The 16,588-nt window shown below is 55.4% G+C and carries 11 protein-coding genes; 5 read left to right on the top strand and 6 right to left on the bottom strand.

The window, feature by feature from the left end; translation table 11 throughout:
* Positions 1 to 8: 8 nt before the first annotated feature.
* Together ACZYTD_RS07465 and recQ are read right to left on the bottom strand one after the other, a co-directional pair.
* A complete protein-coding gene (locus ACZYTD_RS07465) occupies positions 9 to 2,528 on the bottom strand; it encodes a hypothetical protein (protein WP_463890816.1) in 2,520 nt (839 codons plus the stop codon).
* Positions 2,529 to 3,055: 527 nt separating this feature from the next.
* Positions 3,056 to 4,924, bottom strand: a complete 1,869-nt coding sequence (recQ, locus tag ACZYTD_RS07470; RefSeq protein ID WP_463890915.1) for a DNA helicase RecQ — start codon at positions 4,922 to 4,924, stop codon at positions 3,056 to 3,058.
* A 243-nt stretch (positions 4,925 to 5,167) separates the two neighbouring features.
* Between recQ and ACZYTD_RS07475 the strand changes: the two genes are divergently transcribed.
* Together ACZYTD_RS07475 and ACZYTD_RS07480 are read left to right on the top strand one after the other, a co-directional pair.
* Positions 5,168 to 5,701: an AbiTii domain-containing protein gene (locus ACZYTD_RS07475; protein ID WP_463890819.1), complete on the top strand. Its 534-nt coding sequence runs from the start codon at positions 5,168 to 5,170 to the stop codon at positions 5,699 to 5,701.
* Between the two features lie 488 nt (positions 5,702 to 6,189).
* Positions 6,190 to 7,614: a gamma-aminobutyraldehyde dehydrogenase gene (locus ACZYTD_RS07480; RefSeq protein WP_463890821.1), complete on the top strand. Its 1,425-nt coding sequence runs from the start codon at positions 6,190 to 6,192 to the stop codon at positions 7,612 to 7,614.
* A 39-nt stretch (positions 7,615 to 7,653) separates the two neighbouring features.
* Here the strand turns inward: ACZYTD_RS07480 and ACZYTD_RS07485 are convergent, their stop codons facing one another.
* Both ACZYTD_RS07485 and ACZYTD_RS07490 read right to left on the bottom strand, forming a co-directional pair.
* A complete protein-coding gene (locus ACZYTD_RS07485; protein ID WP_463890823.1) occupies positions 7,654 to 8,193 on the bottom strand; it encodes an HD domain-containing protein in 540 nt (179 codons plus the stop codon).
* Positions 8,194 to 8,233: 40 nt separating this feature from the next.
* The gene (locus ACZYTD_RS07490; protein WP_463890825.1) at positions 8,234 to 9,001 is read right to left on the bottom strand and encodes an AraC family transcriptional regulator; all 768 of its coding nucleotides are present in this window, start codon (positions 8,999 to 9,001) and stop codon (positions 8,234 to 8,236) included.
* Between the two features lie 99 nt (positions 9,002 to 9,100).
* Between ACZYTD_RS07490 and ACZYTD_RS07495 the strand changes: the two genes are divergently transcribed.
* The 3 genes from ACZYTD_RS07495 (at position 9,101) to ACZYTD_RS07505 (ending at position 13,551) form a co-directional block, all read left to right on the top strand.
* Complete coding sequence (locus tag ACZYTD_RS07495) at positions 9,101 to 10,303, top strand: MFS transporter (RefSeq protein WP_463890826.1); 1,203 nt, start codon at positions 9,101 to 9,103, stop codon at positions 10,301 to 10,303.
* Positions 10,304 to 10,612: 309 nt separating this feature from the next.
* Positions 10,613 to 11,584, top strand: a complete 972-nt coding sequence (locus ACZYTD_RS07500) for a transposase (RefSeq protein WP_463890828.1) — start codon at positions 10,613 to 10,615, stop codon at positions 11,582 to 11,584.
* Positions 11,585 to 11,998: 414 nt separating this feature from the next.
* A protein-coding gene (locus tag ACZYTD_RS07505) for an IS3 family transposase (protein ID WP_463890831.1) occupies positions 11,999 to 13,551 on the top strand; the annotation gives its coding sequence in 2 pieces (ribosomal slippage) (positions 11,999 to 12,461 and positions 12,461 to 13,551; 1,554 coding nt in all).
* A gap of 217 nt (positions 13,552 to 13,768) precedes the next feature.
* Here ACZYTD_RS07505 and ACZYTD_RS07510 read toward each other — a convergent pair.
* Positions 13,769 to 14,239, bottom strand: coding sequence for a DUF2846 domain-containing protein (locus ACZYTD_RS07510; protein WP_463890834.1), 471 nt, complete (start codon positions 14,237 to 14,239; stop codon positions 13,769 to 13,771).
* Positions 14,240 to 15,098: 859 nt separating this feature from the next.
* On the bottom strand, positions 15,099 to 16,148 hold the full coding sequence (locus ACZYTD_RS07515) for an SH3 domain-containing protein (protein ID WP_463890838.1): 1,050 nt from the start codon (positions 16,146 to 16,148) through the stop codon (positions 15,099 to 15,101).
* Positions 16,149 to 16,588: the final 440 nt, after the last annotated feature.

Raw genomic sequence — 16,588 nt, forward strand, 5'->3', positions numbered from 1 at the left:
GTCACCACTTATTGCAAGGTTTCAAAGTAGCCGTCGATATAACTGATCTTCAAGACACGCCTGATGGTTTCTACATCCGCCATTTTCTTACCGGAGACATAAATGGCACCACTCCCCTTACCGCTATCGAAGTCTATGCTGTCGAGCACCAATTCGCTGCCATAGGGATCACTAACCGTCAGCGCACACTTATTATTCCGTAAGTCCAGGTCCTGCAGATAGAAGTTGTAGGTCTTACCCTCCCAACGGGCCAAGAGATTGAGACTGCCGCCCTTTAGCTTATCGCGTTTAACCCAGGCGCTCAGCTTGGCCGTCGGCAACTCATCAATACCGGCAAGATCCAGACTACTGGTCAACTCCGCCTTCAGAAAGCGCTTGTCGTTTTCATAGGCGCCCAAATTGATCCGGCCAGAGAGGGTGCTCCCAGTTGCTGTATTGCCCTTACCGGTCACATGCATGCGAACCTTCTGGATCCGCAGATCCGGAACGGATACAAACTCACTCCTCAACTGAGTGGTGAGATCAAACACCGAGCTAAAGGCACCATACTCTTCGAGCATGCTCAACTCCTGTGCCACATCAAGAGACTCGGCATACTCCTGATGGACTATCGCCCCTGAGCCCTCCTTTACGTTGCTCTCGCCGTAGTTGATGGCCCAATTACCGGGCACATTCAGTGCCAGGCTCTTGTTGCGAAGAGCGCGGATCTCGGCTTGACTCAAGACATTACTGCGCTTGTACTCCACCACCTCTTCGCCATTGAGATAGGCCAACATGTCCAACTTGTCGGCCTCATCCAGGGTGAGCTCAAAATTGGCTTTGACCTTGGTGCCGGCGGTCGTACTCAAATCGCCATCTACCGCCAGGCGCGCCAAAGACAGGGGGGGCAAGCCATCATAGAAATAACTGGAGAGCAGACTCTTATCTACTGCCACCAGATCCACATCGGCCTTACCGCTCAAGACCCCGGTCGCGCTGCGCAGGGTCAGCGCCAGATCCTGTAGCTGCAAGGAGTTGAGCAAGGAGCTATCACTGTTGCTGCTGACCGGTCCATTAATCCTTGCCAGCACATCCCCGCCATTGATCGTAAGCGAGGAGGTAGAATCGCTAAGCGAACCGCTTAATCCTAACTTGAAGGTCTCATCGGCTGCGGTAGTCAACATCAAGGAGAGCAAGTCAAAATCCGTGGTCACGGCTAGATTGATGGCCACCTCACGACCGGCGGTCTTATCCCCCTGCAATGACCCCGTCACCGCCACCTTGAAGTGGGTGTCCTGAGTTGCAGTCAAGGTTAACGCTCCCAGCACCGCATCTGCAGCTTTGATCTCTATGGTGCGCACCACGCTGTCGCGATGGCCCTTGCGCATCTCGACTATCTCATCTTGCAGCGCACTATCGCTGCTCAGGGTAGTGACCACCTTGCCCACCACTGTCCCCATCAACTGGACCATGGCTGCCGAGTTGCGCTCGAAGAACGAATTATTGAGCTCACCACCCAAATTCTTCAGCGCCTTATCCGAATTCGCCTCAATCAGGTTGTAGATGAAGCTGCGGCTGTTGCCCACCAGCTCCTTGGCCTTCTGCAGATCACTCTTGCTGCTGTTATCCACCACCAGCGGAGCACAACTGTTGGTCACCTGGCACTGCCCGGCTACATCCATGATCTGGCTCTTCAGCAGCCCAATCACATCCTGTTTGCCCGCGGCGACCACCTTCAGTAACTGAGGATCGGAGGCAACCTCTCGCCAAGCCTCCAGCAGGCTATTGATAGGTACGGCATCATCGGCGTCAAACTGCCCATTCTGGTAGCTCTGCGCCAACTGTTGCAGTACATCGGCCGGGGATGTCGCCTGGCGGTTGGCTATCTTGATGACAGCAGCCCCCAAGAGTCCGGCCAACTGCTGGTTGCGCGCTGCCGCCGCAAATGTCTCCGGGTTGGTAATATCGATAACCGGCGTGGTCAAGACGGGAAAGCCGGTAAATTGCGATAGACCATCCCCCACCGCCGCAATCGCCTGGCTAGTCAGCGCCGCAGGCTTGTCTGCGGCCAACTGCTCCAGATAAGCGGCCACCATATGGGTATAGGGCGTCACAGGGATGGGCGTCGATACCGGACCAGGAATGATGGTATCCATCTCAAAGGTGGTACTCCCCGAGGAGTAAAGCGCAACAGGCTCGCCAAATGGCACCGAACCGCACCACTCGGCATCACACTTCATTCTGCTGGTGCTACGAGCAAAGGCGGCCAACTTCAGTGGCCCTTGCTGGTAGTTAGTCAGCGCAACCGCGTAAGCTCCCGCATCATCGGTTTCGGTTTCGGCCCGGGTGATCCACTTGCCATTCACCCATTCTGACACCACCACCAGACCATGCTGCACCATGCCCTTGGCCACCATGCCACTAAGCCGACTACTGCTGGCCTCTGTGGTTTTAATTGAGGTCGATGATGAACTCCCACCACCGCAAGCTGTAGTCAGCAAGGCGGTAACCATGACGGCAGGGAGAGCTATTGGCTTGAATTTCATCATGAACTCCATTTGAAAAATCATATCCCGTTCAACACTAAAGTATTATTCCGCCCTGTGACCGTCATACCGGGCCACTGGAGGCCGACCTCATCAGCGAAGCGCGATCTGAGCGCCTACCTTCAGGCGTCGTACCGGAAACTTGTAACAGAAAGCCATTTATTATTTTTATTAAATTATCAGTAGGTTACATGTGTTCAATTGAGAACAAGCCTATATGGCGCGTGCGAAAGCGCGCCCACTGCATCATGAAAGCCAGCGCTATTTCGTGCGCAGCATCAAATAGGCGGGTAAAGGAATAGGTAAAATACTCAATATCAGAAGAAACCATTAGGCAAAATGCGGCTCTACTGCCGAAAAATAAGCCAACGTCCCCAATGGCGCAAAGGGCCCCAAGCCCGAGTGGATTGGGCGCTATGCCGACAGGAAAGCCGTATCAAATCGGGGAGTGAGGCCATGGCCTGGCTGCGGCAAATGACCCACCAGACGGCCACTGTCTCGGCAGTGGCAAGCACCCAGCCACAGCAGGCTTACTGGTGGTTGAAGCAGCGATAGCTGGCGATGCACTCTAGGAACAGTTCGCCAAACCGCTCCAGCTTGCGCTGCCCCACCCCGTTGATCCCCAGCAATGCGCTGGCATCACGCGGGAGAAGCTGGGCCATCTCGATCAGGGTGGCATCGTTGAAGACGATATAAGGGGGGATCTGCTCCTCTTCGGCGATCTGCTTGCGCAGCTTTTTCAGTTCCCGCAACAACTCGGCATCGTAATCGCCCCCACTCTCCTCCCTGCGTCGGGTTCGCCCTTTTTTCTGGGAGACCATCTGCAAACGCGGCACCGCCAGCTGGAGCGCCTGCTCACCTCTGAGGATGGGCCTGGCCGCCTCGGTGAGCTGCAGCGTCAGATGTCGGGTGATGTTCTGGCTGAGCAACCCCTTATGGATCAGCTGGCGAAACACCGAGAGCCAGTGCTCATGGCTCTGCTCCTTGCCGATACCATAGGTAGAGAGCTTGTCGTGACCCTGTTCGCGGATGCGCTGGCTCTGGGCACCACGCAACACATCAATGACATAACCTATGCCAAAGCGTTGCCCCATACGGTAAACACAGGAGAGCGCCTTGCGCGCATCCTCGCTGCCATCGTAGGTACGGGGTGGATCCAGGCAGACATCGCAGTTGCCGCAGGGCTCACTCTGGTACTCGCCAAAATAGTTGAGCAACACCTGGCGACGGCAGGTCTGCGCCTCGGCGAAGGCCGCCATCAGGTTGAGCTTGTACTGCTCTACCTTCTGCTGCTCGGAATTATTCCCGGGTTCAGCACCCGCCAGCATACGACGCAACCGCTCTGTATCGGCCGGATCATAGAGCAGTAGCGCCTCGGCTGGCAGCCCATCACGACCGGCACGGCCTGTCTCCTGATAGTAGGCCTCAATATTCTTCGGCATGTCGTAATGCACCACGAAACGCACATTGGGCTTATCTATGCCCATGCCAAAAGCCACAGTGGCCACCACCACCTCCAGATCGTCGCGCAGGAAAGCCTCTTGCACGCTCCCGCGCTCCGCCGTTGGCAACCCGGCGTGGTAACAGGCGGCACGCACTCCCCGCGTTCGCAGAAAGCGCGCCACCTCGTCGGTGCGATTGCGGCTGGTGCAGTAGACGATGCCACACTGCCCCTGCTGCTTGTCGACGTAGGCCGCCAGTTGTTCGTTGGGCCGGTACTTATCCAGCAGGCTGTAGCGAATATTGGGGCGATCAAAACTAGCCAAATGGATGAGCGGATCCTGTTGCCCCAGCCGCGCCAGAATATCCTGCCGGGTGGCATCATCGGCGGTAGCGGTGAGGGCAATCAGCGGCACTTGCGGGAAGCGCTGTTTCAGGCAGCCCAGTTGCGCATATTCAGGGCGGAAATCATGGCCCCACTGAGAGATGCAGTGGGCCTCATCAATGGCAAACAGCGAGAGCCGCAGCTCGGCCAGCCGCTGCAGAAAATCCGGCAGCAGCAGACGCTCAGGCGCCACATAGAGCAGCTTGAGTTCACCCTGTCGCAACTGGTTGTAGATGGTGTAGAGCTCTTCGCGCGGCAAGGAGGAGTTGATACAGGCGGCCGCCACCCCGTTAGCACGCAGGGCATCCACCTGATCTTTCATTAAAGCAATGAGTGGTGAAACTATTACCGCTAAACCCGGTCTAACTAATGCGGGGATCTGATAGCAGAGTGACTTACCGCCCCCTGTCGGCATGATCACTAAGCCGTCCCGGCCTGCTATCAGGTGCTCCACAACCCTATCTTGTCCTGGGCGAAACTCCTGATAACCAAACACCTCCCGTAACACCTGCAAAGGTGTGGGTGACGAAGGCAGATATGTGCCCGTAGGCAACTCGTCGAAGGCGGGGATCATAGGGCGGCTATTGTAGAGCGATGCGACCACGAACACCAACGGCATATGAGGAGGCGAATTCACCACAGACACAGAGGCGAGAGGGGAACCAGGTGGGACCAACGGGTCAAACAACGGGATACCACCCCCGCGAGAGACAGCAAGAAGCCTGTTTTTCGACTAAACTTTGACCACCGTCAATGAGTCACAACGACCATTGTCTCGGCTGCAACCATACTTGTTAAAGGAGAGGAGGATGATCTTATGGGTACTGTATCAACCATCCAATGCGGTGAACTGGTAGAACGCCTGAAATGGCTGCACCAAACCACCCTCGAACTCAGCCTGAAGCAGTGGTTGCAACGGGAGTTGGATGGGTATGCCGAAGCTGACCCACTACCTTGGTACCGGATTGTCGAGTGTCGGCAACGGGGTCTGTTCCAAAACATCCGGAATGGACGTCAGCAGACCTGCCAAATTCACGATCAGGCGCTGAGTCAGCGGGATCTGGCAGAGGTGAAGTTCCTGTTTGTCCGTGGGCCGCTGGACGCCTATCTCGACTGTCACGCTCTGGTACTGGAACGTTGGCCGGATGCGCTGCTGCAAGAGTATCGGTTATTACTGATCCCTGAGCACGCCTGCAAACATGCCTGGAAAGAGCCCATTGTCTCAGTCAAAGAGAAGTTGGTGCTCGGTGTTGACCATATGCTGCAGGAGTATGTTCCCACCATGAGCCGGGAGATGGAGAACTGCAACCTCTCTTTGCGGGCCATTCAACACCGCCGCTGGCAGCTGTAAGCCGTGTGATATCAGAGATCGGGGGCCTTCAGCCCCTGATTCATTTCTGCTCTCCTCATAATCATACTGACCCGATCGTCAGCCACCAGCACCATAGCGGTGCATCGCCAGCGGCATGCACAGAAATGATGCACCCCTCGCCGCCCCTAGGCCGTTCACCCCAATCTGACCATACCACAGAGTAGCCAGATGAGATGCCCTTGCTCATCCCGCCTCTTGGCATCAAACAGGATATTTAAGTCTATAAATCAATCTATTAACCATCAAGCACTCTCTTTGTGGTAACGAAGCATCACTCCTCTTCAGCCTCACGACGTTCCAGCATCCATGGCGTATGGCGCCCGCTTATGACCCTAAAGCCGACTCTTGGCACAGCCCTTGGATAGTTTCCATAATCAAGAGGCGATCTCATGCCACTGCTCCACATCGGAGCGCAGAGCCATCGCCCACCATTTAGAGGCATGGATATGGATACTGGAGCGAATAAGATGCAGACCCAACTTCTGATCAACGGTCAACTAACCCCGGGGACAGGTGCCGCGATCCCGGTGATGAACCCCGCCACCGGTAGTGAGCTGATCGCCATAGCCGAAGCCAGCCCGGAGCAGGTCATGGCGGCGGTAGCGGCCGCCGATGCCGCCTTTCTGGGCTGGGCCGCCACGCCGCCTCGGGAGCGCGCCGCCCGCCTGCTGGCCATAGCCGATGCCATCGAAGCCAAGGGAGAACACTTCGCCCGTCTGGAATCCCTCAACTGCGGCAAGCCCTACAGCGCCGCGTTAAATGACGAGATCCCGGCCATAGCCGACACCTTCCGCTTCTTCGCCGGGGCCTGTCGCTGCCTGGGCGGGTCGGCGGCCGGAGAGTACCTGCCTGGTTTCACCTCCATGATCCGCCGCGACCCGCTGGGCGTCGTGGCCTCTATCGCTCCCTGGAACTACCCGCTGATGATGGCAGCCTGGAAGCTGGGGCCCGCCCTGGCGGCAGGCAATACCGTGGTGCTCAAACCCTCGGAAGTTACACCGCTGACCACACTGGCGCTGGGCGAACTGCTGGCCGAGCTGCTGCCGCCGGGCGTGGTGAATATAGTGCATGGCCGAGGTGGCGAGGTGGGCATGCCGCTGGTCAGCCACCCACGCGTGCGTATGGTCTCCCTGACCGGCTCCATCGCCACAGGGCGCAAACTGGTGGAGATCGCCTCCCAGACCATGAAACGCACCCACATGGAGTTGGGCGGCAAGGCGCCGGTGATCGTCCTCGATGACGCCAACCTCGACGAGGTGGTAGCCGGTATCCGCACCTTCGGCTTCTACAATGCGGGGCAAGACTGCACCGCCGCCTGCCGCATCTACGCCCAGAAGGGGATCTACGACAAACTGGTCGCCGACCTGGGCAGTGCCGTCAGCACTATCAAGATGGGATTACAAGATGACCCGACCACAGAGCTGGGCCCGCTGATTTATGGCGCCCACCGGGATAGAGTCGCCGGCTTTGTGGAGCGGGCTCGCGCCCAATCGCATATTGAAATCATCACAGGCGGCAAGCCGGGTGCAGGCCCAGGCTACTTCTTCGAGCCGACGCTGATCGCCGGCGCCCACCAGGAGGATGAAATCGTGCAAAAAGAGGTGTTCGGCCCCGTGGTCTCCATCACCCCGGTCGATGATTTCGAACAGGCCATCGCCTTTGCCAATGACTCCGAGTATGGCCTCGCCTCCTCCATCTGGACCCAGGATGTCAGCCGCGCCATGTCCGGTGCAGCCGCCCTGCAGTATGGCTGCACCTGGATCAACACCCACTTCATGCTGACGACAGAAATGCCCCACGGCGGCATGAAGCAATCCGGTTACGGCAAGGATATGTCCATGTATGGCCTGGAGGAGTACACCTGCGCCCGCCATGTGATGGTGAAGTGGTAAACACCACAAGGGATTTTAAATCCCTTATGGTGCCCGAGATCACCACTTCATCATGGGTGCCGGATTAAACGGCGCCCGTTTCAACTGCTGCCAGGCCAGCTTGGCCAGGCACTTATGAAATCCGGCATTGGGGAAGGCCGCCTTCACCGCGGCGACATACTCAGCCGACACGCCGCAACGGCACAGCCCCCAGGAAAAATCCACCCGATCCCCCTGCCGGAACAACTCCACCAAGGGGGCATGCACACCGCGATAGGGGGTCACCTTATGGTGCATGTCGATCATCAGGGCTATCTCTTCCCCCCAGTGCCACAACCCCTGTTCGCGCAGGTAACGACGAGCCAGCTCGATGGAGGGGGGTAAATAATCAAGCGTATGGGCACTCCAGATCCCCAAGTCATGAAACGCCGCGGCTATGATCAGCTTCTGCCTATCCTCCCCTGTCGGCATCCCCAGATAGAAGCAGTAGTGCAACATGCGATAGAGGTGATTGCGGTAGCCGACATAGTCCGCGCCCAAGCACTCTTGCCAGGGCACCAATATTTCATCCAGTAAAGGCAGTGATCTCGTGATCTGCATAGCACCTCGACTCAACTAACCAAAAGAGATCCGACTCCCGTTAACGATAAAACAGGCTGGGAGGGACACCCAGCTCGCGCTTGAACATGGCGCTAAAGGCGCTGGGGCTGGCATAACCCAACGCCAGCGCCACCTCCAGCACAGACTCGCCCCGCGCCAGCCGTTCGCAGGCCAGCAAAAGGCGGCACTGGCGCCGCCACTGTCCCACCGTCAGCCCGGTCTCGCGCATGAAGCGGCGTTGCAGGGTGCGCACATCCATCGCCAGCTCGGCCGCCCACTCCACCAGCGGTCGCCCCTCATCGGGCTGCTCACGCAGCGCCCGACACAGACGCTGCAAGTTGGGCGAGGTGGGCTCGGGCACGGAGAGCGCCAGACTCGGCATACGCTGGATCTCGTCCAGCAGGAGCTGCACCAGGTGACCATCACGCCCCGTTTCATCATAGTCGAGCGGCAACGAAATGGCGGCGAGGATCAGTTCGCGTAGTAGGGGCGAGACGCCGACCACACAGCACTCGGTGGGCAGACCCGCCAGCTTCTCCTGCCGGATATAGACGGTGCGCATCAGCACCTCGCCGAGCATGAGGGTGCGGTGCCAGACGCCAATGGGCACCCAGATGGCGCGCGTCGGCGGCACTATCCACTGCCCCTCGTCAGTCTCCACCAGCATGACCCCCTTCACCGCATAGAGCAGCTGGGCGGTCGGATGGCGGTGACGCGGTGCTTCGACACCCGGCCCGCGATCGAAAGCCCGAGCCACCACGGGTGCCAGGCCAGCGTCCTGCCGATGCGCAATTCCGGATACCAGCATCACTCTGCCCTTTTTGCGATGATAATTGCCGCATAGTAGCACGAGGGGCAAATCTGAACCTGATACTATGCTCAAGATCACACCAGTCAGAGGTTCACCATGTCATCCACGCTTGCCGCTCCCGCTCAAACGATCGGGGAGACCCGCTACAAGGTCCTCGGCGCCATCAGCCTGTCGCACTTCCTCAACGATTTGCTGCAGTCGTTGATCATCGCCATCTACCCCCTGCTCAAGGGCAACTACGATCTCAACTTCACCCAGATAGGCCTGCTGACCCTCACCTACCAGAGTACCGCCTCGCTGCTGCAGCCCTTGGTGGGTCTCTATACCGACAAACACCCGCAACCCTACTCGCTGGTGGTGGGCATGGGATTTACTCTGGTGGGGCTGATCCTGCTCTCCTGCGCGCCCACCTTCCCCCTGCTGTTGCTGGGTGCCGCCGTGGTGGGGATAGGCTCCTCCATCTTCCACCCCGAATCCTCCCGGGTGGCGCGGATGGCCTCAGGGGGCCGTCATGGTCTGGCCCAATCCATCTTCCAGGTAGGCGGCAATGGCGGCACCGCCATGGGCCCCCTGCTGGCAGCGCTAATAGTGCTACCGCTGGGCCAAGGCAGCCTGGCCTGGTTCTCGGTGCTGGCCCTGGTGGCCATGGGCGTGCTCTATAAAGTGGGGCAATGGTACAGCCACCAGCAGCGCAACAAGCCCAAGGGGGGGCTGCGCCCGGCCAACCCGCTGCCCAGAGGCCGCATCGCCATGACCATAGGGGTACTGCTGCTGCTCATCACCTCCAAATACTTCTACCTGGCCAGCCTCACCAGCTACTACACCTTCTACCTGATGGAACAGTTCGGCGTCAGCGCCCGCTCGGCCCAACTGCACCTCTTCGTCTTTCTGTTCGGCGTGGCCGCCGGTACCGTGCTGGGCGGCCCCATAGGCGATCGCATCGGCCGCAAGCAGGTGATCTGGTTCTCCATCCTGGGCGTCACCCCCTTCACCCTGCTGCTGCCTCACGCCGATCTATTCTGGACGACAGTGCTCTCCTTCATCATCGGCTTCATCCTGGCCTCGGCCTTCTCGGCCATAGTGGTCTACGCCCAGGAACTGCTGCCCGGCAAGGTCGGCGCCGTCTCCGGTCTCTTCTTCGGCTTTGCCTTCGGCATAGCCGGGGTGGGCGCCGCCATACTGGGCAACCTGGCTGACCACTACGGCATCCGCACCGTCTACGAGATCTGCGCCTGGCTGCCGCTAATGGGACTGATCACCGTATTCCTGCCCGACTTACGCTCACCGCGAAAGGGCTAGGTCATTACATAGGCCGCTAATTTACCGCCGTACCAATCGGCCCGACGAACGAGCCTTGGCCCCGGCGTTCGGGCCGCCGCAAGCAGTGCCATTTAAAGCCAAGATGGGAGCAAGCGAAGCTCGCTATGCTGTTGCTTTGCTCCCTCCCCTGTTTTCAAGGGAGGGCCGGGGTGAGGTTTGGCCCTTGGGCTCTGGAGTAAGAACGGGAGGAGTAAGAACGGGAGAGGAGTAAGAACGGGACACCCACCTCAGCTTGCTGTATATAAAAACAGTGCCTACACTTTGCATAGGATAGTTCTGTAGGAGTAGATGATGACCCTACCTCGCAGCCAGCTGATTTGCCCATCCTCCACGCCTAACTATCACTGCATTGGCCGTTGTGTGCGCCGCGCCTTCCTGTGTGGGGAGGATGCCTTGACCGGCAAGGATTACAGTCATCGCAAAGGCTGGGTGCTGGCTCGGCTAGCTCTGCTGGCAGAGGTGTTCACCATAGAGCTGTGCGCCTATGCGGTGATGTCCAACCATTACCATCTGGTGCTGCATATCAATCACGACAAGGCGTTATCTCTGAGCCATGACGAGGTTATCTCCCGCTGGGGCCGACTGTTTCGTGTGCCTGACATGGTCAAATGCTGGCAAAACAGCCAAACGGTAGCACCTCAAAACGAGCAGGTAGAGAAACTGCTTGCCCTGTGGCGCCAGCGACTTTGCGATGTCTCCTGGTATATGCGTTGCCTGAACGAACATATTGCACGCCAAGCCAATATTGAAGACGGCTGCAAGGGCCGCTTCTGGGAAGGGCGTTTTAAATCCCAAGCCATACTGGATAAGGAGGGGCTCCTGGCTTGTATGATCTATGTGGACCTTAATCCGCTACGCGCCAGCCTGGTTGCCACACCGGAAGAATCGGCGGATGTTTCCATCCATCAACGGTTGGTGGAGTCCAGCGCACCACAGCCGGAAGCGGATCATCCCTGGTTATTGCCATTTGCCAGAAGCGCTCATCCAGAGCCCGATTGTCTGCCCTATACCCTCCAGGATTACCTGTTGTTACTCGACTGGACAGGCAGAGTACGGCGTTATGATAAGCGCGGCGCGATTGCCGCTGATGAGCCGCCAATCTTGTCCCGTCTGGGGATTGAGCGGCGCAGTTTCCTGTCGAACTTGGCACTAAAGCAGCTCTCACGCGGCACAGTTATCGGGCTGGTCACTGGCGCCAGCGCTTTTGCCAGACTCACGAGCCGGCAGAGTGTCAGAGGCAGTTTGCTAAGACCGAGCTGACAGCAGTCTACTCACCTGCTGATATTAACCAGAGCTCATTGGGTCATGGGCGTATACCTTCTTACTATGCGTATGCACCCACGCCGACATAACCCCGCCGTTTTGTTCACCCCAAAAAACAATATCAGGTACAAATAAACCTATTTCTTTTGCTGTAGGCTTGGTGAAACTGCGAGTAGGGCCTTTTTAGCATTTGGTGAGAGTGGGTGTCCCTTTACCTCAGTACCTCAGTACCTCAGCAGTACCTCAGTACCTCAGTACCTCAGCAGTACCTCAGTACCTCAGCAGTACCTCAGAGTGGGTGTCCCTTTAGGCCCTGTACTGTCGGCTTGGTGAAACCCCCCGGTGTCAGAATAGTTGTCGCCTGACCTGAACCATTTAAAAGTGAAGACCGGGGCGGATAAAGAGTGTCGAATGGCTCGTTATTCAAATGAACGTAAGGCTGCTTTACTCAAGAAGCTGTTGCCTCCCATCAATCTGTCTGTGGCCGAGTTGGCTCGTCAGGAAAACATCAGCGAAGTCACTCTGTATAATTGGCGCAAACAAGCCAAAGCCGGAGGAGCTCCTGTGCCAGGGGACAACAAACTGACCGATGAATGGCCTGCCGAGGCCAAGTTCGCAACCGTGCTGGAAACGGCTGCCCTTTCGGAGATTGAACTCAGCGAGTATTGTCGCCGAAAAGGCCTTTACCCAGAGCAGATACAGGCGTGGCGAGAGGCGTGTGTCCAAGGCCAGCAGTCCGCTCGCGCCCAACAACAGGCGGATAAAGTGCAAGCCAAAGCCGACAAGAAGCGTATCCGGCAATTGGAGCAGGAGCTGCGGCGCAAAGACAAAGCCCTGGCCGAGGCGGCAGCTCTGCTGATATTGCAAAAAAAGCTCGATGCCTACTGGAGCAGCGTCGACGAGGCCGATTGACCTCGTTGCCAGAGCGGCAGCAATACGTTGCATGGTGGCGCGAAGCGCTTGAAGCTGGCGCCCGCAAGCATCCAGCGGCCGAGGTGTTGGGGCTGAGTCTTCGCACGCTCCAGCGCTGGTTGGCCGAGCCTGAGCTGAGTGCCGATGGGCGACCGGATGCGGTTCGCCCTACGCCAGCCCATGCCTTGAGTCCAGAGGAGCGGCAGGCCGTGCTGGACGTCTGCAATGGCCAGGAGTTCGCCTCGTTGCCACCGAGTCAAATCGTGCCACGGCTGGCCGATCAGGGGCGTTACTTGGCCAGTGAGTCGAGCTTCTATCGCATCTTGCGGGCGGCTGACCAGCAGCACAGGCGTGGCCGGAGCCAGCCACCGCGTCATGTGCCGGTACCAACCAGCCATACCGCGACCGGACCCAATCAAGTGTGGTCTTGGGATATCACCTACTTGCCGTCACTCGTCCGCGGCCAGTATTACTACCTCTATCTGATAGAGGACATCTACAGCCGCAAAGGGGTGGGCTGGGAAGTGCATGAGCAAGAGTGCGGTGAACACGCGGCGGCGTTGCTGCAACGGAGCGTCATCCGCGAGCAGTGCTGGAAGCAGCCGCTGGTCTTGCACTCGGACAACGGCGCGCCAATGAAGTCGGTCACGCTGTTGACCAAGATGTATGACCTGGGTGTCACGCCCTCGCGGGGACGGCCTCGGGTCAGCAACGATAATCCGTACTCGGAGTCATTGTTCCGGACGCTGAAGTACTGTCCGCAGTGGCCATCAGACGGCTTTGCCAGTCTGGAAGCGGCCAGGGAGTGGGTGCGCGACTTTATGACTTGGTATAACGAAGAGCACCGGCATAGCCGTATCCGCTTTGTCACACCAAGCGAGCGGCATCGGGGTGAAGATAAAGCGCTGCTGGCAAAACGGGATGCGGTGTATCAGGCGGCCCGAGCGCGACATCCAACCAGGTGGAGCCGAACAACGAGAAACTGGGCGCCTATCGGTGCGGTGATGCTAAATCCGGAGCGGCCCGAACCAGAGCAAAAACAGGCGGCTTAAAACAGGTTTACGCGACAACTATCTTGAAAAACGCCGAAACTATGAGTAGGGCCTTTTCAGTATTTAGGAGAGTGGGTGTCCTTTTTGATGTTTTTGAGACTCTGCTCTAACTATTTGTCTTTGTAACAGTCTCCACAATTGTCAATGTAGGAAGAAAGAGCAGAGGGCATCCATCTAATAATAAAACTGATGAGTGCCCCCTCCTGTAGAGTGACAATTATTTCGTTTGGCTACACTTGCCAGGTTTCGCCATGTTCAATTTTGCTACATCTTTTTTGCCTTGCTCTTCAGGGATTTTCTCTACTCCTGCTCCCCCGACAAACACGCCCATCTTGATATATTGCCGGACGAAGTAATTTTTTCCTGGTTCAAACATCATTTCTAATTTGTTTGGTGAGAATTCAGATTCGGTATCAATGGTGTGTGTTTTTCCACTTTCAACTTCAGTATAGAAAAAGACGTCAGGAGCACTTTCCCCGACACATTTACCATCAACCCAAATGTCCTTTTTTAGCGCCTTGCCAACAAAGCTGTCACGATATACATACAAGCCCGCATTGCCTTGGCTGGGTGGGGCAAACTCTTTTGCTTTTGCGGAATCAGATTGGGAGGCCATATCTACAGAAGCACACCCGGTGAGAATGAGGGCCATGCTTACAGCAACAGCCGAGAAGGTTGAAAATTTCATGATAAAGTTACCTTTCCAGATGGTTGAAATTTGAGCTGACACATCAACTCGGAGTGAAATTCAGGTCACAACAACTAGTACTATGGTGATAAAGAAAGCCCTTCACGCAGAAAGACGGAATGCCGCTTAATCTATCAGATGATGGCGTGTTACTGGTGGATGTTTGCTTCAGGAATAGTGGCTTTGTCACTCAAATGATCGGTATGCCAAAGCCCAAATGTTGCACCAATAACCATACTAAATAGTATTAAAAGATTATGAATAAGTGGGTGCCATGGTTTACTAGAGCATAATATTACTAGGCTTAACAAAAACATGGGTAATAGATAGAGAAAAAAATAGCGCCCAGAATGTTTTGCCAGCAATCTGGCTAACAGATAAAAGCAAACCAGTGAGGGTAAAATAGTCCCGGAAAGATAAGTCACTGGTTCGAGCCATATATTATATATATGGCCACTAATCCAATAATAGATCCAAGACCATGCTAACAAACATCCTACTAGGGAAATGGCGACGGCTAGAAAACCGCCTAGTGTAGATATCAATATTGATTTAATGTGGCTAATTTTATTCATATATGCATTTCAATGTGTTAAATAGTAAGACTGCATAGAGCGTCCGGCTCAAGCTCGCGTAGGGCGCATTAGCGAATGTGTAATCAATTTAAAATAAGTAACTCATAGCAATTTTAGGATGATTTCATCATTGGCAGTAATTTGTTCTTCTGTAGCGATGAGTGTTCCTCTCGCCCTTGATGCGAGTGAGTGTCCTGTTTGGTTCAAACATCATTAGGCTGGCCCCGATAGGTGCTTTTTTAGCGTTTGGTGAGAGTGGGTGTCCATTTAGGCTTTTTTTAGATTCATTTAAAATATGCTGTATAGCGTCTCGACACCCAGCCCTGCTCAAGCACTCCGTCGATCTCTACTTCGACTAAAAGCCATGAGCGGTGTGACTTATCTATTACCTCGACTAACGAACCAATTGGCAAGGTCGTTATTATTTCAGATTTCATACTCGGACCTTCTCTAAAATGAAGAGATTGTACTATTGTGACACGAAATCCTTTTAACGAGGATCGATCAAAATTGTGGTTAGGTGCGCGAGTAAATTGTCTGACCTCAGTAGGCGTAGATATAGACTTTAGCTCTTTTCTTGCTTCAACTGCGTTGGTCATCATGTAAGCAGATAAGTAACTGAGTAAAATCGGCAAAAAATAATAGTGGTATAAATAGAGCAAGATACTCTTAGTTTTGTCAGATAGCGCATTAAAGTCTGTTTGTGAATATATCTCTGCGCTTATTTGAGCATCTATCTCTTTAAGAGATTCATCTATTATATTGATCTTGCCCATTTCCGATGCGAAGGCCAAGGTTGCACTTTGGGGAAATGGGCTGTTATCTAGGCTGGCTAAAGCTTTAAATGACGCCAAGTTACTAAATTGAGATATTTGCTTAAATGCTTCAGATTGCTGCAAGGCAATTGATGCAAGCTGACTTGTTTTTTCAAAATTTTGCAGCTGCTTCGCAATATCAGACTGCTGAAATGCCAGAGAGAATAGCCGGGCTGATTCAGCTACAGCCTTAAAAGACCTCATAGCATCCGATTGTTGTAGAGCTACCGTTGCCAGCCGACTTGATTCTGTCAATTGCCTAATAGACTTCATGGCATCAGATTCGTGGAAAGCAAGCGAAGCGAGTCTGCTACTGTCGACTGCAACCCGAGCGGATTTTATTAACTCTGATTCGTTAAAAGCCAAAGATGCCAGCCTTGTTGTTTCACTGAGCTTTCTTATTGTTCGCATTGTTTCAGATTCCTGAAACACTGAAGCAGTCAGGCTCAATTGCTTTTCCATCTTCCTTATTGACTCCAGCCAAGGCAGATTGATGATGTTTTCGATACTTTTATCCATGGTTCTATATGATATCCCGACTTAGTAGGAGCTTAGGAATCTAACAATTTCTTATCCGGAACAAATCCCCATAAGCTCGGGAACTTGAGCGTCTTAATCTGCAATGATTGCCTGGATCCCCGTTTTCACGGGGATGACGACGGAAGACATCTTCGCCCCGAACAGTTTTCTCACCCTGGCTTTTGCCGCTTCACCCACCTGACCCCACCCAAGCCCTCCCCTTGAAAAGGGGAGGGATGTTGCTGGCTTTCTGTTGGCTTGGGGATAACGGCGTAAAAGCCGCCTGGGCGTGGCCATGGCTACCGCATGGCTGTGTCATTGAGCTCACGCTGGGGGTTGCCGACTCTGACAGCTGGCATTATTGAGTCTCTATGCTACCCGCCTTGGGGTCAGTTGAAAATCCCTGATTCGTCTGGGGGATATGGAATGCTCTGGCGGGA

The organism is Pseudaeromonas sp. HNCC25DJ180, assembly GCF_055413345.1.

Bases quoted from the DNA above. Each gene is read 5' to 3' on its own strand.
- ACZYTD_RS07475 (WP_463890819.1), top strand. From the start codon at position 5,168: ATGGGTACTGTATCAACCATCCAATGCGGTGAACTGGTAGAACGCCTG.
- ACZYTD_RS07465 (WP_463890816.1), bottom strand. From the start codon at position 2,528: ATGATGAAATTCAAGCCAATAGCTCTCCCTGCCGTCATGGTTACCGCC.
- ACZYTD_RS07495 (WP_463890826.1), top strand. From the start codon at position 9,101: ATGTCATCCACGCTTGCCGCTCCCGCTCAAACGATCGGGGAGACCCGC.
- ACZYTD_RS07515 (WP_463890838.1), bottom strand. From the start codon at position 16,148: ATGGATAAAAGTATCGAAAACATCATCAATCTGCCTTGGCTGGAGTCA.
- ACZYTD_RS07480 (WP_463890821.1), top strand. From the start codon at position 6,190: ATGCAGACCCAACTTCTGATCAACGGTCAACTAACCCCGGGGACAGGT.
- ACZYTD_RS07490 (WP_463890825.1), bottom strand. From the start codon at position 9,001: ATGCTGGTATCCGGAATTGCGCATCGGCAGGACGCTGGCCTGGCACCC.
- ACZYTD_RS07500 (WP_463890828.1), top strand. From the start codon at position 10,613: ATGATGACCCTACCTCGCAGCCAGCTGATTTGCCCATCCTCCACGCCT.
- ACZYTD_RS07485 (WP_463890823.1), bottom strand. From the start codon at position 8,193: ATGCAGATCACGAGATCACTGCCTTTACTGGATGAAATATTGGTGCCC.
- recQ (WP_463890915.1), bottom strand. From the start codon at position 4,924: ATGATCCCCGCCTTCGACGAGTTGCCTACGGGCACATATCTGCCTTCG.
- ACZYTD_RS07510 (WP_463890834.1), bottom strand. From the start codon at position 14,239: ATGAAATTTTCAACCTTCTCGGCTGTTGCTGTAAGCATGGCCCTCATT.